This window comes from Pseudomonas sp. PB120, assembly GCF_009761815.1.
In the GTDB taxonomy this organism is placed as follows: Bacteria; Pseudomonadota; Gammaproteobacteria; order Pseudomonadales; family Pseudomonadaceae; genus Aquipseudomonas.
In genome coordinates, this window is sequence record NZ_RWIN01000152.1 from 1 (window position 1) to 21036 (window position 21036).

Sequence of the window (21036 nt, forward strand, 5' to 3'; positions counted from 1 at the left end):
TCCCGCTGGGTCGCGCAGCGGCCCCAAAAAAAGGACCGCTGCGCAGTCCAGCGGGAGCAAGCTCCCTCGCCACAGGTTCAATGTTGCATGCGGGAGTTAATCAGCGGCGGGTCAGCGGCGGTTGGGTGAACTTCACACCCGCCAGGCCGTGGGCCATCAACGCACGAATATTGCCGTGATCGCTGCCCTCAGGGGTGGCCACGACCGAGCGGTAATGCTCGCCAAACGCCAACAGCGCCTCTTGATCGCTCAGGCCTTCCAGCAGCGCCAGGCCCAGCGTCTTGCACGAACCTTCGTTCTGCCCGGCGGCGTTTTCCACGCCGCCGTTGTTGAAGGCTTGTGGCTGATAGTCGTAACCGGTGGCGATGAACGCCAGGGTGTCTGCAAAAACGTGTTCGCCGCTGTTGAGGCTGGCGCGCAGGGTGTTCAGATCATTCATTGGGTTTTCCTTTGGCGAACGCCGCTTGCTGTTCGGCGCTGGCTTCTTGCTGGTATTGGGCTTTCCACTCGGCGTACGGCATGCCGTAGACGACTTCGCGGGCGTCGTCGAGGCTGACCTCGATCTGACGTTCGTCGGCGGCGGCCTTATACCACTTGGACAGGCAATTGCGGCAAAAACCCGAGAGGTTCATCAGGTCGATGTTCTGCACATCCTTGCGGCTGTCCAGGTGGGCGACCAGCCGGCGAAAGGCGGCGGCTTCGAGTTCCAGGCGTTGTTGATCGGTCATGTGAGTTCTCTTCACGCGATAAAAGCTATAAAGGTGCCGGGTCGGCGTCAGTGAAGATGTTCACCGAGTGACGCTCGGCGGTCCGGATGAACGACTGGGTCATCATGGCGATGTCTTGAATGATGAACAGCTTCTTGTCCGGGCTGTTGAGCAGGTCGGTGGAAAGGTCCGTCCCCTCTTGCTTACCAGGCCAAATGCACCAGATGGACAGAATGTTTTCCCCGGTATTTTTAATGGTAGCGGGTTCGAAGTTGACTTTATAACCGACCGATTCGGCGCCGCCAAAGGTGTACTGGAAAATATTCCTGATGGTCTCCACTGACTCGGTGGTTTTCAGGAAGTAGGCGACGATAATTCGCTCGACGTTGAAGCCGACCCACATTTTGGTCTTGGTGTTGGCGTTTTCCAATGTGTAGTTGGCGCCGAAAATATTGTTGATGGCGGAGACTTTCACGTTCAGCTTCTGCCCGTGCGAATCTGCGATATGCCCCAGGGTTTTCGGCATGTTTTTCAGCAGCAGGTTTTGCGTCTTGATGGTCAGGTAGTCAAGGTTCGCTTCGCGCTCACCGAAGATCAGAATCAAGCTGATGACCAGCGCGGTGCCAGCCATGTGCGCCAGTGACAAGGACAGCAGGATCCAGTCGCTGTGATCCGGAACCCCGACAAAGGCTAGCGATATATAAACGGCGGCCAGAAAGAGCAGCAACAGGGCGCCGACAATCGACCACTTTATCTTGCGGGGCAGATAGATCAGCTTCTTCGAGTCAATCATTGACGATTCCTTTCTTGAGATGGCGCCCGCCATTGATGACGACGCTGCTTCCAGTGCTGTAGTCGGTGTTGAGCAAGAACATGACCGCGTCGATCAGCGGTTGCGCGCCCGGTTCGAATTCGAGCAGGGCTTTTTTCAAGGTTCGCTGGGTGTATTCCGGCGTGCTGTTCTCCTTGAGGATGAGCAGGCCGGGCAAGATCGCGTTGACCCTGATGGTGGGGGCATATTTCTCTGCGAACGACAGCACCATGTTTTGCAGCGCCGATTTGGTGGCGGCATAACCGATGTGGCTCTTGCTGCCCCGGGACGAGGTCTCGTCGCAGATATGGATGATGTCCGATCGTTCCGGGCGCAGCAGGTGATCGCCCAGTTCAAGGTTCAGGTGATAGGGCGCCTCGACATGGAGCTTGAACATGGTGTTCAGGTTTTCCAGGCCATCGTCCAGCCACAAGGACGCGTTGTGGATAACGGCGCGCAAGCTGTCAAAGTTGGTCTTGATATAGGCAATCAGCGCTTCGCGATCGTCCTGGAGTTGCAGGTTTGCCTGGAACGGCAGCATGTTCGGGTGCGGCATCTCCAGGTGCGTGGAGCGGCTGACGCAAATAACGGTATGACCGGCCTCGGCCAGTGTAATGGCAAGTTGGAGGCCGACACGCTTGCTGGTACCGGTGACAAGTATTGGGCTATTCATAGGTGTGCGATCAGCTTCAGTAGGTCTATGCACGGGCTAAATGCGTGCAGCATAACTGAAGTTTTCCCGCTAGCGGCCAGCTTCTCCCGCCCGTAACGACGTTGGCGTTTTCCGGGCGGGAAGGCGTATGGACCGATGAACCACAGAAACGCTAGTGATCGCTGACCGATTTGACGATCAATGAAGCGGGTTGTGCTTTTTTGTTCAGCCAGCCGGCCAGCAGGTGGGTCGACAGTGGAATGAAGAAGTAGACCATCAGCGGTGTCAGGCACAGGGTGCTGATAAACACCCGGCTCAGCAAACCCGATTCGCTCAGCAAGGGCCCGAGGGCAAAGTTGAACAGCAGCGAAACCGGAAAGAATGCCAACCAGATGGCCACGGCTTGCTTCCAGCGTGGCGGGCGTTGGCCGACGGCGCCGAACCAGCCTTCGATGCCGCTGACTCGATGTTCTTTGGGGTGGGCAAACAGGTCACTGCCGCGTGCCAGCCAGGCCGTGCGCGAGGCCGAGTGCTCCCAGGCATGCAGGGTCTGCCCGTCGACGAAGCGGAAAATAATCTGGAACTCGTCATCGTCGGGCGGCGGGGCGAGCACGCCAGAGCCGAGATAACCGGGGAAGTCGGTGGCCAGCTGTTCGCCTTCGCGCAACCAGGCCATGAGGTCCTGATAACGTCCATCGGCGACGCGGCGCGCAACCATCAGTGTGACGGGTGAGGTAGACATGATGTATCTCCACAAGACAAATGCGTCGCTCCGGGTGGGAGTTTCGCCAGGCGCAGCGCCGGGGTGGTGGGCTGCGTCTTGAAACAAGCAAGGATTATTCCTGATTCTGTCGACAACGCCAGCGAAATTAGTCCTGATCAATCCCTTGAATACTGTGGGGGCAGGGGAGTTAGAATGGGATTCAACGAACAGGGACGTAACTTTCAAAATGCCTGTCATCACTGACATTGCCCTTGATGTGCCCAGCCTTGCTATTGCGCGGGAAGAGCTGTTTCCGATCCGTGAGGTGTCGCGCCTGACGGGAATCAACCCGGTCACGCTCCGGGCTTGGGAGCGTCGGTATGGACTGATCCAGCCGACGCGCACCGAAAGCGGGCATCGTCTGTATTCAATGACCGATATCGAAAGGGTCCGCAGCATCCTGGGGTGGATCGAACGGGGTGTGTCCGTGAGCAAGGTGGCCAAGATATTGGCCAAGACCGAGCCGCTCAAGGCGCTGGCGCAAATCATTCCCGATGAACTCGTACTCGCCGACTACGACCAGTGGCAGCAGCAGGTGAATACGGCGGTGAGTGCGTTTGATGAGGTTCAGTTGGAACAGGCCTACGGCCAGATTTTTTCCAGCTACCCACTGACCGTGGTGTTTCAGGACATTCTGCTGCCGGTGTGGAAGCAATTGCTGCAACGCCAGGACGCGTTCGGCAAGACCAGCGAGTGGCTGTTCCTGGACGGATTCCTGCGTTCTCGTGTATTGCAACGGTTGCTGCTGGTGCGAGTGATGCAGCCTCGGCGAGTGATTGTCTGCGCGTTGGCCGGTCAGTGTCATGAGCTCGAAGTGCTGGTATCGGCGCTGTACCTGAGCAGCGTGGATTCGGCGATTCAAGTGTTGGCGCTTGAGCAGCCTTTCGATGAGTTGACGCTGGTCTGCCAGCGGGTCAAGCCTCAGGCCCTGGTGTTGATTTCCAATCACGCGCCATCGCCCGAACTGCCACGGCGTTTGAATCGCCTGGCATTAAGCCTTGATTGTCAGCTGTTTCTGGCGGGCGATGCGTCCGACCTGGCGCAGGAAAGCCTCGCCGGGTCGTCGATTGGTTGCCTGGGTAACGAGGGAGTGGTGATGCGTCAGCGTTTGAAACAATTCCTGGCGGGAAACCTGGACACCTGAGACTCAGAGGTGCAGCGTCGGGTGCGTCAGCCGATGTTGCTGCAGGATGTACTGGCGCAGACGTTCGGTTTCGTCCTTGTCGCTCTGACTCAACTGGTAGGCGTAAAAGCCATTCTCGGTTTCTTTCTCGAACGTGCCGCGCAGCGCGATCCGCTCATAGCCTGATGGGCTGAACCACAAGGCGAAATGTTTTGGCGGTTTGGTCTTGTTGCGGACTTCCAGCAAAACCCCTTTGAACGACACTTCATGCACCCACATCGTGCCGGGTTGGCCGCTGGCGTTTTCCAAGGCTACCGGCTCTTCGAGCACCAGCCGCCATGGCCGGACCATCGGGCCGTCTTCATAGATGCTGGGAACGCCGAGGCGCAAATGCAGGGCATGAAATTCGTCTTCCACCAGGTGCAGTGGAAAGGTCATCTGCTGATTTTCGAAGTTAGCCTGGATGGTCACCTGCTCATGCGCTGCGAGGCGAGTGAGCAAGTCACGGATCTGCGACCCACCGTTGACGAGCAGGCTCGACGTCGCATCCCGCACGTTGAGCTGCGGGTTGTGCTGCATGGTCTGGATGAAATCCAGCTCATCCTGGGTCAGGAGTGCGTCGCGTTGCATGGCTAGCTCGAATTGAATAGTTACAAAGTCATCGGTGATTGTAGTTAATGACAATTAATTCGTAGTTTTGTTTTTGCCGTTCGTCGCTTTCAAGGAGGAAAGTTCAGCCTGGAGCTCCGCCAGTTGCGCTTCCAGCTGCGCTACCCGCTGCTGTGCCTTGACTTGAACCGTCACATCTTTTTGCACGCCGACGAAATACGTCTGCCCGTCGGCCGGGTTTTTCACTGTAGAAAGGGACAGTTCGTTCCAGAACGGCGTGCCATCCTTGCGGTAATTCCTGAGGATTTCCCGGCAAGAGCCGCCGCTGCGCAACACCTCGCGAATTAAGGGCAATGCCTCCTGATCCCGGTCGCCTGACTGCAGGAAGCGGCAATCCTGGTAGAGGATTTCTTCGCTGGTGTAGCCGGTCAGGCGCTCAAACGCCGGGTTGACGTAAATCAGGATGTTGTCTTGGTCGCCTTCCTTTTCGGCAATCACGATGCCGTCGTTGGAGGCATTAATCACCATTTGCAGCAATTGCGCGTTGATCATCGAAGAGTCCTTTCCAGGTTGAGAGATGCGGCATTCTAAAAGAGAGTTGAGCACAGTCTAGTGACCCTGTGCGCTAAATGAGATCCAGTCGCAGCTTTTTCGCCTGGCCTGTTAATATCCCCCGACTTTTTATCCAGTTTCAGGAACAGATTGATGAAAGTCGCCATCCTTTCCGGCTCGGTATACGGCACGGCTGAAGAAGTCGCCCGCCACGCCGCCAACCTTTTGAACGCCGCTGGTTTTGAAACCTTGCACAACCCGCGTGCGAGTCTGGCCGATATTCAGGCCTTCGGCCCCCAAGCTTTTCTGGCGGTCACATCGACCACCGGCATGGGCGAGCTGCCGGACAACCTGCAACCGTTGTATTTCTCCATTCGCGATCAGCTGCCTGCGGCCTGGCGTGGCCTGCCGGGCGCCGTCATCGGTCTGGGCGACGCCAGTTACGGCGACACCTTCTGCGGCGGCGGCGAGCTGATGCGTGAGTTGTTTGGCGAGCTGGGCGTCCGTGAAGTCCTGCCCATGCTGCGCCTGGACGCCAGCGAAAGTGTAACGCCTGAAGACGACGCCGAGCCTTGGCTGGCTGAGTTGATCGACGCGCTGCGTAACTGACTCGTACGGCCATCAAGCTGGCTGCCAATGCAACTACGCGAACCCTGGGGGCTGACTAGACTGGAGTCACGTGCAAATACAATAAGAACAGGAGTTCCTTGTCGTGAACGTAGCCCCCGTACAATCCCCCGGTAGTGTCAAGGATCAGGTCAGTGCCGCGGAGTGGCAGACCCGAATCGATCTGGCCGCCTGCTATCGTCTGGTCGCCCTGCATGGCTGGGATGATCTGATTTTCACGCATATCTCGGCCAAGGTGCCCGGCACCGAAGACTTTCTCATCAACCCGTTCGGGCTGATGTTCCACGAAATTACCGCATCGAGCCTGGTCAAGGTCGATCAGGCCGGTAACAAACTGATGGACAGCCCCTACGAGATCAACCCGGCGGGCTACACCATCCACAGCGCCGTTCACGAAGTTCGTCACGATGTCGACTGTGTGTTGCACACCCATACCGCCTCAGGTGTGGCGGTTTCGGCGCAGAAACAGGGCGTTTTGCCGATCAGCCAGCAATCCCTGTTTGTCCTGTCGAGCCTGGCCTATCACGCCTACGAAGGCGTTGCGCTGAACCATGAGGAGAAGGCGCGACTGCAAGCCGACCTCGGCGACAACAATTTCCTGATGCTGCACAACCACGGCCTGCTGACCTGTGGCGGCACCATCGCCGACACATTCCTGATGATGTTCATCTTCCAGCGCACCTGCGATATACAGGTCATGGCACAAACCGGTGGCGCCGAACTGATCGCCATCGAGCCGCAGGTTCTGGCCGGTGCGAAGGCGATGATCGCCGGCGTCACCAAGAGTGCTCAAGGGATGGGCGGTGCACTGGCCTGGCCAGCGCTGCTGCGCAAACTCGATAAACAGGACCCGGGGTATAAACTCTAATGCCACTCGCCGAGATTCCTCTGTGTGTCTGGCGTAAACGCAGCCAGACGTTCGTATTCCGTGGTCAGTCCATCCGTTACTGGACGTCGGGGCAGGGTGAGCCGTTGTTGCTCATCCACGGCTTCCCGACGGCCAGCTGGGACTGGCATTACCTTTGGCAACCCTTGGCGCAGCGCTATCGGGTGATTGCCTGCGACATGCTCGGCTTCGGTGACTCGGCCAAACCGGTCGATCACGACTACAGCCTGCTGGAGCAGGCCGATCTGCAACAGGCATTGCTCGCGCACTTGAAGGTCGAGCAGCCGGTGCATGTGCTGGCCCACGATTATGGCGACAGCGTGGCTCAGGAACTGTTGGCCCGGCATTACGAAGAACGGTTTCATCTTGCCAGTTGCGTGTTTCTCAACGGCGGGCTGTTTCCCGAAACCCATCGTCCGATCCTGATGCAAAAGCTGCTGCTGAGCCCGTTGGGCTGGATGATCGGCCGGGCTTTTTCCCGTGATGCCCTGGTCAAGAGTTTTCGGCAGATCTTTGGTCCGGACAGCCGTCCGACCGAAAGCGAGATGGACGATTTCTGGAGCCTGATCGACAGCAATCACGGGCCACGCATCATGCACAAATTGATCGCCTACATCCCCGAGCGTCGCACCCAGCGTGATCGTTGGGTTGCCGCGATGCAGCGTGGCGAGGTGGCGCTTCGTGTCATCGACGGCGAGGTCGATCCGATCTCCGGCGCGCACATGGTCCAGCGTTATCGGGAGCTGATACCGAACCCGGACACCGTCCTGCTGCCCGACATCGGCCATTACCCGCAGACCGAGGCGCCGGTGCTGGTGCTCAAGCATTACCTGGCGTTTCGCGACAACCTGATTTCACCGACGCGCAAGGTGGCGTGCTCTTGAGCCCTCGTTAACGTTAAACATCTGTGGCGAGGGAGCTTGCTCCCGCTGGGCTGCGAAGCAGCCCCAAAGGTGTATCAGTTAAAGCCGCCTGCGACCGCTGCGCGGTCGAGCGGGAGCAAGCTCCCTCGCCACAGGAGCACCCTCGCCGCAGATGATGTTTTCGCGCCAATCATCCCCCAGCCTTATCGAGCACCATTCAGCCTCCCCCGTGTTCATTGTGACCCGCAGCGCCGTGCCTGACACTCGAACTCATTGTCCCCCTGGCCTGCTGGAGTCCCTCAATGAACGAGTCGGTGCGTTTCGAAGATAAAGTCGTGATCATCACGGGTGCAGGCGGCGGTCTTGGCCGGGCGCATGCACTGCTGTTCGCCAGGCAGGGCGCCAAGGTGCTGGTCAATGACCTCGGTGGTTCGGCGCAGGGTGAAGGCGCCAACGCTTCCGCCGCCGACCGCGTGGTGGCGGAGATTCGTGAAGCAGGCGGCATCGCCGAGGCCAACCACGATTCCGTCACCGACGGCGACAAAATCGTTCAGAACGCCCTGGATGTCTTCGGCCGGGTGGACGTTGTGGTCAACAACGCCGGCATCCTGCGCGACAAGACCTTCCACAAAATGGAAGACGGCGACTGGGACCTGGTTTACCGCGTGCACGTCGAAGGCGCCTACAAAGTGACCCGCGCCGCGTGGCCGCACATGCGTGAGCAAAACTACGGCCGCGTGATCTTCACCGCCTCGACCTCGGGCATCTACGGCAACTTCGGCCAGTCCAACTACGGCATGGCCAAGCTCGGCCTCTACGGCCTGACCCGCACCCTCGCCATCGAAGGCCGCAAAAACAACATCCTGGTCAACGCCATCGCCCCCACCGGCGGCACCCGCATGACCGAAGGCCTGATCCCGCCCCAAGTGTTCGAACAGCTCAAACCGGAACTGGTCAGCCCGCTGGTGGTGTACCTCGGCAGCGAAACCTGCAAGGAAACCTCAGGCCTGTTCGAAGTCGGCGGCGGCTGGATGGGCAAAGTACGCTGGGAACGCAGCCTGGGCGCCGGGTTTGATCCACGGGTGGGGTTCTCCCCGGAAGATGTGGCGGCGCATTGGGGGCAGATTTGCGATTTCGAAGGGGCGGCGCATCCGAAGGACAATATTGAGGCGCTGAAGGAAATGATGGGGAATTTGCAGAAGTATTCGCTCTGACAGCAATTCCTTCGGCAGGGCTTGCCTGAGTCCTGCTACCCCTCTCTGCGCTTCGCCCCCCTCGCTGAAAACCATCACCCATAAAAAAGGCCGCTGCAAACGCAGCGGCCAAAGTAAGACGTTAAATCAAGGAGCTACAAATCAACGTCTGTGTACACCGGGTGATGAGCCGAAAACCTTCGATTCATCTGAAGTCTTGCTTCCTGGCCATTCGCCCTGAAAGCCCAACAAGAATAAGCGCCTGAGCCCAAAGGAAAAATAGCGTTTTCGGACATGCACTGTTGCAATCCGGGCAACAGTGCCGTCTCTGCCAAGCGATGGATTCACTGTAGCAGCTGCCGCAGGCTGCGTTCGGCTGCGCAGCAGTCGTGAACGCTGCGTCTACTTTCATCCGGTAGATCGAGGCGGCTGAAACACGACTGCTGCGCAGCCGAACGCAGCCTTCGGCAGCTGCTACACGGTACGTATTGGCCATTGTTCATACGTTCCCCTGATAGCCCTTCATCCAACTCATCCATACCCCGCCCGATCCCGCATCCCCAGCGGCCATTCATCCTTTAGAGCGACACCGCAAATACCTCCTTGGTGCGCTTATCGCCCCCAACGTGCGGCAGTAGGGTGTGGCCTTCTGTCACTCACCGGGGAAGACGCATGACAAAAACAACAATGCGCGCCATCTTCAAACCGCAGGCGCTGGCCGCTGCGGTGGCCTTGGGTTGCTGCGCCCAGGCGCAGGCTGTTTCGTTCAATATCGGGGAAATCGAGGGGACGTTTGACTCCTCGTTGTCGGTCGGCGCGAGCTGGGGCATGCGCGATGCCGACAACGCGTTGGTGGGCACCGTCAACGGCGGGACGGGTCAGGCATCGACCGGCGACGACGGGCGACTGAACTTCAAGAAGGGCGAAACGTTCTCGAAGATCTTCAAGGGTATCCACGACCTCGAACTGAAGTACGGCGACACCGGTGTTTTCGTCCGTGGCAAATATTGGTACGACTTCGAGTTGAAGGACGAGGACCGCGAGTTCAAGCCCATCAGCGATAGCGGCCGCAAGGAAGGTGCGAAGTCTGCCGGCGCGCAGGTTCTCGACGCCTTCGTCTATCACAACTATTCCATCGCCGATCTGCCCGGCACCGTGCGCGCCGGCAAGCAGGTGGTCAGCTGGGGCGAAAGTACGTTCATTGGTAACTCGATCAACAGCATCAACCCGGTCGACGTTTCAGCGTTCCGCCGTCCCGGTGCGGAGATCAAGGAAGGCCTGATTCCGGTGAACATGTTGTTCGGCTCCCAGGGCCTGACCGACAAGCTCACCGTGGAAGCGTTTTATCAACTGGAGTGGGACCAGACCGTTCTCGACAACTGCGGCACGTTTTTCGGCAGTGACGTGGCAGCGGATGGTTGCACCAAGGGATACACCGTCGCCAACCCGGCCATTGCGCCGTTGCAGCCGATTGCGGCTGCGTTTGGCCAAGGCTTTGAAGTCACCAAGGAAGGCGTGGTGGTTCCCCGTGGCGGCGACCGCGATGCCCGCGATTCCGGGCAATGGGGGACGGCGTTGCGCTGGCTCGGTGACGACACCGAGTACGGCCTGTATTTCATGAACTACCACAGTCGCACTCCCAACGTTGGTACGACCACCGCCGGGCTGCGCACGCTGGCGAGCATTCCAGGGATCGTCACCGCCGCCAACCGTGTGGCGCCTGGCACCGGCTCGGGCCTCGCTCAAAGCGTGATGCTCGGTCGCGGTCAGTACTATCTCGAGTACCCGGAAGACATTCGTCTCTACGGTGCGAGCTTCTCCACCACCTTGCCCACCGGCACCGCGTGGACCGGCGAGATGAGCTATCGGCCAAATGCTCCGGTGCAGGTCAACAGCACCGATCTGACATTGGCGATGCTCAACCCGATCGCGGGCGGTGCGGCGTCACCCATCGCAACCACGCCCGGCGCTGACAACAAAGGTTACCGACGCAAGGAAATCACCCAGATCCAGAGCACCCTGACCCACTTCATCGATCAGGTGGCGGGCGCCGATCGCCTGACGCTGGTGGGTGAGGCGGCGGTTGTTCACGTCGGTGGTCTGGAGCCCCGCAGCAAGCTGCGTTACGGCCGCGACTCGGTCTACGGCCAATACGGCTTCCGCGGTGATACCGACGGCTTCGTAACCTCCACGTCTTGGGGTTATCGCGCCCGCGCCATCCTCGACTACAACAACGTCATCGCCGGGATCAACTTCAGACCCAACCTGTCCTGGTCGCACGACGTGTCGGGTTACGGCCCCAACGGCTTGTTCAACGAGGGCGCGAAGGCGGTCAGCGTCGGCGTTGATGCGGACTATCGCAACACCTACACCGCGAGCCTCAGTTACACCGACTTCTTCGGTGGTGACTACAACACCCTGGAAGATCGCGACTTCCTGGCGCTGAGCTTTGGCGTGAACTTCTGATCTGGCTGAGAAGGATGATTTCAATGCGCAAGATGATTCTGCAATGCGGCGTTCTGGCCCTGAGCCTGTTGGCCGTCGATGTGATGGCTGCGGTGTCGCCGGAAGAAGCGAACAAACTCGGCACCAGCCTCACGCCGTTGGGCGGTGAGAAGGCCGGTAACGCTGACGGCTCGATCCCGGCCTGGACCGGTGGCCTGCCGAAGAATGCCGGCGCGGTGGACAGCAAAGGTTTCCTGGCCGACCCGTTCGCCAATGAAAAACCGCTGTTCACCATCACGGCAGCGACCGTCGACAAGTACAAGGACAAGCTCTCCGACGGCCAGATAGCCATGTTCAAACGCTATCCGGAAACCTACAAGATCCCGGTCTATCCGACCCACCGTACCGTGGCCGTGCCGCAAGACATCAACGAGTCGGCCAAGCGCAGCGCGTTGAACGTGACACCAATCAATGACGGTAACGGCCTGGCCAATTTCACCGGCAATCGCTACTACGCCTTCCCGATTCCGAAGAACGGCGTCGAGGTGATCTGGAACCACGTCACCCGTTATCACGGGGGCAATCTGCGTCGCACCATCACCCAGGCCACGCCGCAGTCCAACGGTGACTTCACCGTGATCCGCTTCAAGGACGAGGTGGCCGTGCCCTCGTTGCTCGGTGACCTGAAGCCGGGCAGCGACGAAAACGTCCTCAGCTATTTCAAGCAGGAAGTCACCGCGCCGGCTCGACTGGCGGGCAACGTGTTGCTGGTCCACGAGACCCTCGATCAGGTGAAGGAGCCACGCAAGGCCTGGATCTACAACGCCGGCCAACGCCGTGTACGGCGCGCGCCGCAAGTGGCCTATGACGGGGTAGGCACTTCGTCCGACGGGCTGCGCACCACCGACAACTTCGACATGTTTTCCGGGGCCCCGGACCGCTACGACTGGAAGCTGATCGGCAAGAAGGAAATGTACATCCCTTACAACAGCTACAAACTCGATTCGCCGAATCTGAAGTACACCGATGTGATCAAGGCCGGGCACATCAATCAGGACCTGACACGCTATGAGTTGCACCGGGTCTGGGAGATCGTGGCCACGGTCAAGCCCAACGAACGGCACGTGTACGCCAAACGTCACATGTACATCGATGAGGACAGCTGGCAGGTGGCGCTGGCGGATCACTATGACGGTCGCGGTCAGCTCTGGCGTGTGGCGGAAGGGCATGCGCAGTTCTACTACGATCATCAGGTTCCGGCCTATACCGTTGAAGCGCTGTATGACTTGATTGCCGGACGCTACATTGCCTTGGGGATGAAGAACGAAGAGAAGCGCAGCTTCGAGTTCAACATCGACGCCAAAGCAGGGGACTACACGCCGGCAGCCCTACGGAGTACGGGTGTCAGGTAACGATTCCTACAGGCTCTACAGAAAAAGGTGACTTTGCGGTCACCTTTTTTATAGGTGCCGATAAGTGTGTTGAATACTTCTTCAACAAGCTGTGTAGAGCGGGCTAGGGTGGCGCCACAATTATAAAAAGGCGCACCACTATGACCGCCATGACCCCGTGTCTGGACCGTCCTGGACTCTTGCCCCGTTTGTCTTCACACCACCTGACTCGCGACCGGCTGACCGAGCCGCTGTTGGCATCGACCGCGCGTGTGAAACTGCTCTGTGCGCCGGCCGGCAGTGGCAAGAGCGCACTGCTCGCGGAATGCCTGTTGCAGGCGCCCGAGGATTGTCGGGTCTGTTGGTTGCCGTTGGCCGGGGTGTCGATGCAGGTGGCCGACTTCCGGCAGCGATTGGCCCAGGCGCTGGGGGCGGACTCGGCGGACGAACCCGCATTGCTTTCTTCTTTGTCTCAAGTGCAGACGCCGACCTGGCTGAGCCTCGATGACTATTGCCGCACGCCCAACCCGGAGCTGGACCTGTTGCTCGACCGGTTGCTGGCCGTCAGCAGCCCGATGGTTACCTGGTGGCTGAGCGGCCGACGCCGCCCGCAATGCAATTGGCCACGGTTGTTACTCGCCGATGAGCTGTACGACTGCGAGCGCGCCACACTGGCCTTCAATCAAACGGAAGTGGCCCGGCTGCTGCATCATCTGGCGCCGGAACAGGCGGCGAAACGAGCCAGCAGGATCATCGAACTCAGCGGTGGCTGGTGTGCCGGCGTGCGGATTGCGTTGCTGCAAAAATGCGACTGGTCGCGCAACGAGCAGCTGCACGGCCGACCGGACACCCTGCACGATTATCTCGAACACGAACTGTTCGACATGCTGACCCCGGAGCTGGCGGAAGCCTGGCGTGTGCTGGCCCACCTGCCGCGATTCAATGCGCGGTTGTGCGACCACCTGTTCGGTGCCGGCGAGGGCGCCCAATACCTGAGCAGTTTGCAGGCGCTGGGTTGCTTCATCGAGCCCTGGCAGGATTCGACAGACTGGCTGCAGATTTTTGCTCCGCTCACGCAATTGATGCGCGAAGAGCAATGGCCCGCCGGTCGCTCCTGGCATCGTCGCGCCTGCCAGTGGTTCGCTGGCGAACTGGACTGGAAAGCCGCGTTTGAACAGGCCTTGCTGGCCGAAGAGTTCGAGGTCGCGGTCAGTCTGTTGCAGCATTTCAGTTTCGAGCACCTGTTCGAGGAGCAGACGGTGGTGCTGTTGTTGCGCCTGCATGAACAGCAAGGCGAGGCGCTGATGCTTGGCTCACCGCAACTGGTGGGGTTGATCACCGCCGCGTTGCTGTTTGCCGGGCGGTTCGAGCAGGCGGGCGAGTGCATCGAGCATTTGTCGCGCTTCGTCCCTCAGCCGTCGGCGGTGCAGCAACGGCAGCTGATTGCGCGTTGGCAGGCGATGCAGGGGTGGCTGCTGCACCTGCAGGGGCGCATGGGCCCCTCGCGCGCGCATTTGCTGGAGGCGCTCGACGAACTCGACCCCGCGCTCTGGACCGCTCGGCTGATGTGCCTGTCGGGTCTGACCCAGCAAGCCTTGCTCAGGGGCGAGCTCGACGTGGCGCAGGCGATTAACCGTGAAGCGTTGTGCCTGGCGCGAGCGCAAGGTTCGTTGGTGTTCGAAGGCTTGCTCGAGCTCGATCATGCGCAACTGCTCGAGCAGCGCGGAGCGTCCTGCAGGGCCGAAAGCCTGCTGGCCAACATGCAGGGCTTGCTCGTCCAGCAAAGGCCGCTGGCCCAGCCGTTGCTGGGGCGGATTGCCTTGCATCGCGGGCGATTGAGCCTGAGTCAGGGAGACGAGATGCAGGCGGCCGCGTATTTCGAGGACGGCCTGCAAATCTGCCTGCGCAATCAGGACAAGCGTGTGCTGTATGGTTTCCTCGGCCTCGCGCAATTGGCCGCCAATCGCCAGGATTACGCCCAGGCTTTCTTCCTGCTGCGTGAGGCCGAACGGTTGATGCAACAGCGGCGGATTCCAGACTCGGTCTACCGCAGCGTCCTGCTGCAATTCAGCTGCCATTTCTGGCTCCAGCAGGGCCGTCCGGATCTGGCCCATGAAGCCCTGACCCGGGTGCTGCGCCATTATCACGGCGAGCATGCACGCCAGGCGCCACCGGCGACGCTGGAGTTGATTCCCGGCCTTGAATACCTGCTGGTACTGACCGAGGTCTATCGGGGGCAGGCGCAGACACCGCTGGTGCAGCTCGAGGCGCAATTGAACTGGGCGCGGCAACGGGGCATGTCGGGGCTGCAAGCGCAATTGCACCTGGCGCTGGCGGAAGTGGCCTGGCTGACCGGTGACACGCTCGCTGCGCGGCAGGCGATGCAGGAAGGTCTGGCGCTGATCGAGCGCTGCAACCTGCAACAGGTCCTGCGCGATCTGCAATTGCGCCACCCAGAATTGCTGCAGGGGATCGCGTGTCCCGAGTCCCGCAACCCTGTTGAGCCGATGACCTCGGTGCAGAACCCGCTCAGTCAGCGGGAAATAGAAGTGCTTCAACTGGTGGCGCTGGGGAATTCCAATCAACAAATAGCAGATCAATTGTTCATATCGCTGCATACAGTAAAAACTCACGCGCGGCGGATCAATGGAAAGTTAGGCGTAGAGCGGAGAACTCAGGCAGTGGCCAAGGCTAAAGTATTGGGTATCGTTGTTTGAGTTGCAGTCGTTACTTGTTTACGAATGCATACACGTTCAGGGTTACTTGAGCAGGTGAAGTGTTTTATAAAGTGGTCGTCGGCCCATCAATGGCTATTTGGCTTGTTGAATGCAGTGAGGTCGACCCCACTTATAGAAAGGATTCTATTGATGAAATTACTGAAAGAAGTCAGTGAGCAGTTAACCAAGATCTTAGGTCATATGGGCTATAACCTCGATGTCGATCAAACCTACCTGAGCTCGGTCGTGATCAACGACGAGGGAAAACAGGTGGTTGATTACTCCGAGAGCCTGAGCTGGGCAATCATGGAGAAAGTGCAGGCGGATGAGTTTCCGAAGTTTAATAGTGAATATGCAGGTGTTTTTTTCAAGCGATGGTCTTTTGAGAAAAATGACCGTGTTGTCGGATTGGATGTCATAGACCTGAATAATGCAGGCCGTGTGGTGGTCGAATCCTACCGAACCAAGTAATCGCACAGTAAGGGGTAACTTGATTAACCCCCGGCAGCAGTGGGCTCATACCCCATTCGCCAACTAACGGCCCGCGTCGCCGCCAGCAATCGCTGCGCCGCCGGGCCGTTTTCGTCGGCATTAAACAACGATGTTGGCCCAACGATGGTCATCACCGCCGCCACATGCCCGACGGCATTGAACACCGGGGCCGACAAGGCATCCACGCCCGGCATCAACAGACCATGCACATGGTGCAGACCACGCTCGCGGATCTGTTCGCACAGGGTCGCATAGGCCTGATCGTCCGCCAGCACATGGGCACTGCTCGCCTGCACTTCCCGCTCACGTAAATCCACTGTTTCAATTCTGGGCAGATAAGCGCCAAACACCAATCCCGTGGATGAGCTGAGCAACGGCAACACCGAGCCCAATTGCGTCACCACCGTCACGGCGCGCACCGCCGGTTCGATGTGCACCACAGTTGCGCCTTGATTGCCCCACACGGCCAGAAAACAGGTTTCGTTCAGTTCATCGCGCAACTCGGACAAGGGCAGGGCGGCGACTTTCAGCACGTCCATACTGTTGAGTGCGGCCAGGCCCACGCGCAAGGCTTCGCGACCCAGGCCGTAGTGGTTGGTGGCGGCATTCTGTTCGGCAAAACCGCTGGCGATCAACGCCTGCAAATAGCGGTGGACCTTGCTCGCCGGCATCTGCACGTGCTCGGCCAGCCGCGATAACGATGTCGAGGGCGACAACTCGGCCAGCGCCTTGAGGATGTCGGTGCCGACCTCGGCCGAGCGGACTTTCTGCTTGTCATTGTTGCGCGGCGTTTCCATGGCGGTGGTCTGATCCCGGGACGAATGGGCGTCTTTATAGCTTGACGGTCAATACCAATCAAATTACGTTATGCGTAATCTGATTACGATAAAAATAACCCAGGCGTGCCAAGACCTCTTCAGCGGAGCGACAGGCCATTGCCGACTCCCTGTTCAGGAGGCTCCATGAACCTCGATTCAACCGCGTCCGCGCTGGTTTATCAGTCCGGCTTCGGCAACGAATTCAGCAGCGAAGCACTGCCTGGCGCGCTGCCCGTCGGTCAGAACTCCCCGCAAAAAGCCCCCTACGGTCTTTACACCGAGCAGTTCTCCGGCACCGCGTTCACCATGCCTCGCAGTGAAGCGCGGCGCACCTGGATGTACCGCATTCAGCCGTCGGCCAACCACCCGGCGTTCATCAAGCTGGATCGGCAACTGGCGGGTGGCCCGCTGGGTGAAGTGACCCCCAATCGCCTGCGCTGGAATCCGCTGGACATCCCGACCGAGCCGACCGATTTCATCGACGGGCTGGTGAGCATGGCGGCCAACTCGGGTGCGGAAAAACCGGCCGGAATCAGCATCTACAGCTATCGCGCCAACCGTTCGATGGAGCGCGTCTTCTTCAACGCCGACGGCGAACTGTTGCTGGTGCCTGAACAGGGACGCTTGCGCATTGCGACCGAGTTGGGCGTGCTGGACCTGGAGCCGTTGGAAATCGCCGTGCTGCCGCGTGGCCTGAAATTCCGCGTCGAACTGCTCGATCCGCAAGCACGCGGCTACATCGCCGAAAACCATGGCGCGCCGCTGCGACTGCCGGACCTTGGGCCCATCGGCAGCAACGGCCTGGCCAATGCGCGGGATTTCCTGACCCCGGTCGCCCATTACGAAAACCTCAAGCAACCGACCACGCTGGTGCAGAAATTCCTCGGTGAGTTGTGGGGCTGCGAGCTCGATCATTCGCCGCTAAACGTCGTGGCCTGGCACGGAAATAACGTGCCGTACAAATATGACCTGCGCCGTTTCAACACCATTGGCACGGTCAGTTTCGATCACCCGGATCCATCGATTTTTACCGTCCTTACCTCCCCGACCAGCGTGCATGGCCTGGCCAACCTCGACTTCGTGATCTTCCCGCCACGCTGGATGGTGGCCGAGAAAACCTTCCGTCCACCGTGGTTCCATCGCAACCTGATGAACGAATTCATGGGCCTGATCAAAGGCGAATACGACGCCAAGGCCGAAGGCTTCCTGCCCGGCGGAGCCTCGTTGCACAGTTGCATGAGTGCCCACGGCCCGGATGGCGAAACCTGCACCAAAGCGATCAACGCGGAACTCGCCCCGGCGAAAATCGACAACACCATGGCGTTCATGTTCGAGACCAGCCAAGTGTTGCGTCCGAGCCGTTACGCCCTCGACTGCCCGCAACTGCAAACCAACTACGATGCCTGCTGGGCCACGTTGCCCGCCACTTTCGACCCGACCCGGAGATAACCCATGACTCAGACAACCACCCCTCGTAGCTGGGTTGCCTCCGCCAACGGCCATGCCGATTTCCCGCTGCAAAACCTGCCGCTCGGCGTGTTCAGCACGAAGGGTTCGGCGCCACGCAGCGGCGTCGCCATCGGTGATCACATCTTCGATCTGGAAGCCGCACTCGACGCCGGCCTGTTCGAGGGCGCCGCACGTGCTGCCGTGGAAGCCACTCGAGGCGGTCAACTGAATGCGTTTTTCGAACTGGGCCGCGAGGCGCGGGTGGCCCTGCGTGAACGCCTGATCGAGTTGTTCCAGGACGGCAGCACCCTGCACGGCAAGATTGAAGCTCAGGGCGCGAAACTGCTGCCACTGGCGGCGAATTGCGAGATGCACCTGCCGGCCAAAATCAACGACTACACCGACTTCTATGTCGGCATCGAACACGCGCAAAACGTCGGTAAGCTGTTCCGTCCAGACAACCCGCTGCTGCCGAACTACAAGTACGTGCCGATCGGTTATCACGGTCGAGCCTCGACCATCCGTCCATCCGGCACCGACGTTCGACGCCCGAAAGGCCAGACCTTGCCGGCCGGCCAGACCGAGCCAACCTTTGGTCCATGTGCACGCCTGGATTACGAACTGGAACTGGGCATCTGGATCGGCCAAGGCAACGAGATGGGCGACGCCATTGCCATCGGCGACGCGGCTGATCACATTGCCGGTTTCTGCCTGCTCAACGACTGGTCCGCGCGGGACATCCAAGCCTGGGAATACCAGCCGCTGGGGCCGTTCCTGTCGAAAAGCTTTATCACCAGCATTTCACCGTGGGTCGTGACGGCCGAAGCGCTGGAGCCGTTCCGTCGCGCTCAACCGGCGCGTCCGCAAGGCGATCCGCAACCGCTGCCGTACCTGACCGACACGCGCGATCAGGCCGCTGGGGCCTTCGACATCGAACTGGAAGTGCTGCTGCTCACCGAAACCATGCGCGAGCAGAACCTGCCGGCCCATCGCCTGACCCTCAGCAATACCCAACACATGTACTGGACCGTGGCGCAAATGGTCGCGCACCACAGCGTCAACGGTTGCCAACTGCAGGCCGGTGATCTGTTCGGTTCGGGCACCTTGTCGGGGCCTGAAAACGGCCAGTTCGGCAGCCTGCTGGAAATCACCGAAGGCGGCAAAAAGCCGATCGAACTGGCGTCTGGCGAAGTGCGCAAATTCCTTGAGGACGGTGACGAAATCATCCTGCGCGCCCGTTGCAGCCGCGACGGTTTTGCCTCCATCGGTTTCGGCGAATGCCGTGGCAAAGTGTTGCCGGCACGCTAAGAGGATCGGGTCATGGAACTCTATACCTACTACCGTTCGACGTCGTCCTACCGGGTGCGAATCGCGTTGGCGCTCAAGGGGCTGGATTATCAGGCGCTGCCGATCAACCTGATCGCACCGCCGGGTGGCGAGCACCGGCAACCTGCGTACCTCGGGGTCAACCCGCAAGGCCGGGTGCCGGCGTTGCGCACCGACGAAGGCGATCTGTTGATCCAGTCACCGGCGATCATCGAGTACCTGGAGGAGCGTTATCCACAGGTGCCGCTGCTGTCCAAAGACCTCGCCGCCCGCGCTCATGAGCGCGGCGTAGCGGCGGTGATCGGCTGCGATGTTCACCCGCTGCACAACGTCAGCGTGCTCAACAAGCTGCGCCAGCTTGGCCACGATGAACCGCAAGTGGTCGAGTGGATCGGCCACTGGATCAGCCAGGGATTGGCGACGGTCGAGCAGTTGATTGGTGATGAGAATTATTGCTTCGGCCCAGCGCCGGGGTTGGCGGATGCCTACCTGATCCCGCAGCTGTACGCCGCCGAGCGCTTTAATATTTCCCTGGAGTCGTACCCGCGGATTCGTCGGGTCGCGGCGCTTGCGGCGACGCACCCGGCGTTCATCAAGGCGCACCCCGCAAACCAGCCCGACACGCCATAAACCCTACACCGAACCAATGTGGGAGCGAGCCGGCTCCGGGCGGCGCTCCGACGATGACGGACTGTCAGTGACATTGATGCTGAAAGTGCTGCCCTCATCGTCGGAGCGCCGCCCGGAGCCGGCTCGCTCCCACAGGGGGGGCGGCGATTAGTGGACGATCGAGTTCGGCGGCAAATGCCCCAATCGTTCCGTCAACCGAATCCGCTGGATCGGGTCATCGCTGAGCAACAACGCATGCTCCAGATCGAAGCGTTCGGCGTTCGGGCAATCGAGTCGTTGATAAAGACTGGCCCGGGCCAGGTAGTCGGAGGCGCTCGCGTTACCCAGTTCCAGCACGCGTTCGGCGTCGACCAGGGCGCCGATGTAATCGTCATTGGAAAGGTGCAATTGGCGCAGGTTGCGCGACAGTCGCTGCAGCATGTGCACGGGCTCGGCAGTCACCAGATGCTCGGCGCTGAGCTTCATGTTCGGACCGTATTGGCGGTGCAGCAATTCGCGGCAATCGTTGGGGTACAACCGGCGTCCGCCGCAAGGGTCGAGCAGGTGGTCGGCGCCCGGTACGCGCAACAGGAAGTGCCCGGGAAAGTTGACCCCGACCAGGGGAATCTCCAGGCCTCTTGCCAGCTCCAGCGCAATCAGTCCCAAGGCCAGCGGTTGGCCACGCCGGCGCTCCAGCACTTTATCGATCAGCGCCACGTGTGGGCGCAGCGGGTTGGAATCGTCCTGGGCGAACCCCAGGTCGTTCATCCGTCGCAACAACGGTTGGGCCAGTTCACTCACCGGCAGCATCGGCAGGCCGTAACTGACTCGCTGTTGCAGGTCCTTGAAATTCTGCAGCACCGCCTCGGGGTTCACCGCGTTGTCGTGTTCGGCCGCAATCCACAGCGCCGCCTCGAACAGCGCGGGCGGGGTGCGTTGCAAACAGGCGAAGAAACGTTGGCGCGGCGTCATCAAATTCTCCGGTGAATGCCTCGTTTTAGCC

At 59.9% G+C, this 21036-nt stretch carries 21 protein-coding genes; 12 read left to right on the top strand and 9 right to left on the bottom strand.

The features are described from left to right. Positions 1 to 100 precede the first annotated feature (100 nt). The 5 genes from EJA72_RS27835 to EJA72_RS27855 form a co-directional block, all read right to left on the bottom strand. Positions 101 to 439 (bottom strand): HopJ type III effector protein, encoded by a 339-nt coding sequence (locus EJA72_RS27835; protein WP_157715078.1) that lies wholly within the window; start codon positions 437 to 439, stop codon positions 101 to 103. After that, positions 432 to 728 (bottom strand): DUF1244 domain-containing protein, encoded by a 297-nt coding sequence (locus EJA72_RS27840; protein WP_008026968.1) that lies wholly within the window; start codon positions 726 to 728, stop codon positions 432 to 434. Before EJA72_RS27840 ends, EJA72_RS27835 begins: the two co-directional genes overlap by 8 nt. Before the next feature lie 25 nt (positions 729 to 753). After that, complete coding sequence (locus tag EJA72_RS27845) at positions 754 to 1500, bottom strand: hypothetical protein (RefSeq protein WP_157715079.1); 747 nt, start codon at positions 1498 to 1500, stop codon at positions 754 to 756. Further along, positions 1493 to 2191, bottom strand: a complete 699-nt coding sequence (gene folM, locus EJA72_RS27850; protein ID WP_157715080.1) for a dihydromonapterin reductase — start codon at positions 2189 to 2191, stop codon at positions 1493 to 1495. The genes EJA72_RS27845 and folM overlap by 8 nt, the downstream gene beginning before the upstream one ends. Before the next feature lie 151 nt (positions 2192 to 2342). Then, positions 2343 to 2912: an antibiotic biosynthesis monooxygenase gene (locus EJA72_RS27855; RefSeq protein ID WP_157715081.1), complete on the bottom strand. Its 570-nt coding sequence runs from the start codon at positions 2910 to 2912 to the stop codon at positions 2343 to 2345. 208 nt (positions 2913 to 3120) lie between these two features. On the opposite strand from EJA72_RS27855, the gene EJA72_RS27860 reads away from it, so the two are divergent. Then, a complete protein-coding gene (locus EJA72_RS27860; RefSeq protein WP_157715082.1) occupies positions 3121 to 4077 on the top strand; it encodes a MerR family transcriptional regulator in 957 nt (318 codons plus the stop codon). Positions 4078 to 4080: 3 nt separating this feature from the next. On the opposite strand, the gene EJA72_RS27865 is transcribed toward EJA72_RS27860, so the two are convergent. Further along, the gene (locus EJA72_RS27865; RefSeq protein ID WP_157715083.1) at positions 4081 to 4686 is read right to left on the bottom strand and encodes a hypothetical protein; all 606 of its coding nucleotides are present in this window, start codon (positions 4684 to 4686) and stop codon (positions 4081 to 4083) included. 54 nt (positions 4687 to 4740) lie between these two features. Further along, positions 4741 to 5217 carry a PAS domain-containing protein gene (locus EJA72_RS27870; protein ID WP_157715084.1) on the bottom strand — a complete coding sequence of 159 codons (477 nt, stop codon included), beginning with the start codon at positions 5215 to 5217 and terminating at the stop codon, positions 4741 to 4743. 153 nt (positions 5218 to 5370) lie between these two features. Here EJA72_RS27870 and EJA72_RS27875 point away from each other — a divergent pair, with 153 nt between their 5' ends. From EJA72_RS27875 to EJA72_RS27910, 8 genes are all read left to right on the top strand, one after another. Then, positions 5371 to 5826 (top strand): flavodoxin, encoded by a 456-nt coding sequence (locus tag EJA72_RS27875; protein WP_157715085.1) that lies wholly within the window; start codon positions 5371 to 5373, stop codon positions 5824 to 5826. Between the two features lie 103 nt (positions 5827 to 5929). After that, complete coding sequence (locus EJA72_RS27880) at positions 5930 to 6712, top strand: class II aldolase/adducin family protein (protein ID WP_178129615.1); 783 nt, start codon at positions 5930 to 5932, stop codon at positions 6710 to 6712. Further along, positions 6712 to 7614 carry an alpha/beta fold hydrolase gene (locus tag EJA72_RS27885; protein ID WP_157715086.1) on the top strand — a complete coding sequence of 301 codons (903 nt, stop codon included), beginning with the start codon at positions 6712 to 6714 and terminating at the stop codon, positions 7612 to 7614. Before EJA72_RS27880 ends, EJA72_RS27885 begins: the two co-directional genes overlap by 1 nt. A 281-nt stretch (positions 7615 to 7895) precedes the next feature. Beyond that, positions 7896 to 8807, top strand: coding sequence for an SDR family oxidoreductase (locus EJA72_RS27890; RefSeq protein WP_157715087.1), 912 nt, complete (start codon positions 7896 to 7898; stop codon positions 8805 to 8807). A gap of 651 nt (positions 8808 to 9458) precedes the next feature. Further along, positions 9459 to 11252 carry a DUF1302 domain-containing protein gene (locus tag EJA72_RS27895; RefSeq protein ID WP_157715088.1) on the top strand — a complete coding sequence of 598 codons (1794 nt, stop codon included), beginning with the start codon at positions 9459 to 9461 and terminating at the stop codon, positions 11250 to 11252. A 23-nt stretch (positions 11253 to 11275) separates the two neighbouring features. Next, positions 11276 to 12643: a DUF1329 domain-containing protein gene (locus EJA72_RS27900; RefSeq protein WP_157715089.1), complete on the top strand. Its 1368-nt coding sequence runs from the start codon at positions 11276 to 11278 to the stop codon at positions 12641 to 12643. Positions 12644 to 12783: 140 nt separating this feature from the next. Beyond that, positions 12784 to 15339, top strand: coding sequence for a LuxR C-terminal-related transcriptional regulator (locus tag EJA72_RS27905; RefSeq protein ID WP_157715090.1), 2556 nt, complete (start codon positions 12784 to 12786; stop codon positions 15337 to 15339). A gap of 150 nt (positions 15340 to 15489) precedes the next feature. Next, complete coding sequence (locus tag EJA72_RS27910) at positions 15490 to 15810, top strand: hypothetical protein (protein ID WP_157715091.1); 321 nt, start codon at positions 15490 to 15492, stop codon at positions 15808 to 15810. Positions 15811 to 15833: 23 nt separating this feature from the next. Here EJA72_RS27910 and EJA72_RS27915 read toward each other — a convergent pair whose 3' ends face one another. Next, a complete protein-coding gene (locus EJA72_RS27915) occupies positions 15834 to 16628 on the bottom strand; it encodes an IclR family transcriptional regulator (protein WP_157715092.1) in 795 nt (264 codons plus the stop codon). A gap of 165 nt (positions 16629 to 16793) precedes the next feature. Here EJA72_RS27915 and hmgA point away from each other — a divergent pair, with 165 nt between their 5' ends. Genes hmgA through maiA form a run of 3 tightly spaced genes read left to right on the top strand, consistent with a single transcriptional unit; the run spans position 16794 to position 20054 of the window. Beyond that, positions 16794 to 18098: a homogentisate 1,2-dioxygenase gene (hmgA, locus tag EJA72_RS27920; RefSeq protein ID WP_157715093.1), complete on the top strand. Its 1305-nt coding sequence runs from the start codon at positions 16794 to 16796 to the stop codon at positions 18096 to 18098. Between the two features lie 3 nt (positions 18099 to 18101). After that, positions 18102 to 19406 (top strand): fumarylacetoacetase, encoded by a 1305-nt coding sequence (gene fahA, locus EJA72_RS27925; protein ID WP_157715094.1) that lies wholly within the window; start codon positions 18102 to 18104, stop codon positions 19404 to 19406. 12 nt (positions 19407 to 19418) lie between these two features. Further along, positions 19419 to 20054, top strand: coding sequence for a maleylacetoacetate isomerase (maiA, locus tag EJA72_RS27930; RefSeq protein ID WP_157715095.1), 636 nt, complete (start codon positions 19419 to 19421; stop codon positions 20052 to 20054). 147 nt (positions 20055 to 20201) lie between these two features. On the opposite strand, the gene EJA72_RS27935 is transcribed toward maiA, so the two are convergent. Further along, positions 20202 to 21005, bottom strand: coding sequence for a SirB1 family protein (locus EJA72_RS27935; RefSeq protein WP_157715096.1), 804 nt, complete (start codon positions 21003 to 21005; stop codon positions 20202 to 20204). Positions 21006 to 21036 lie beyond the last annotated feature (31 nt).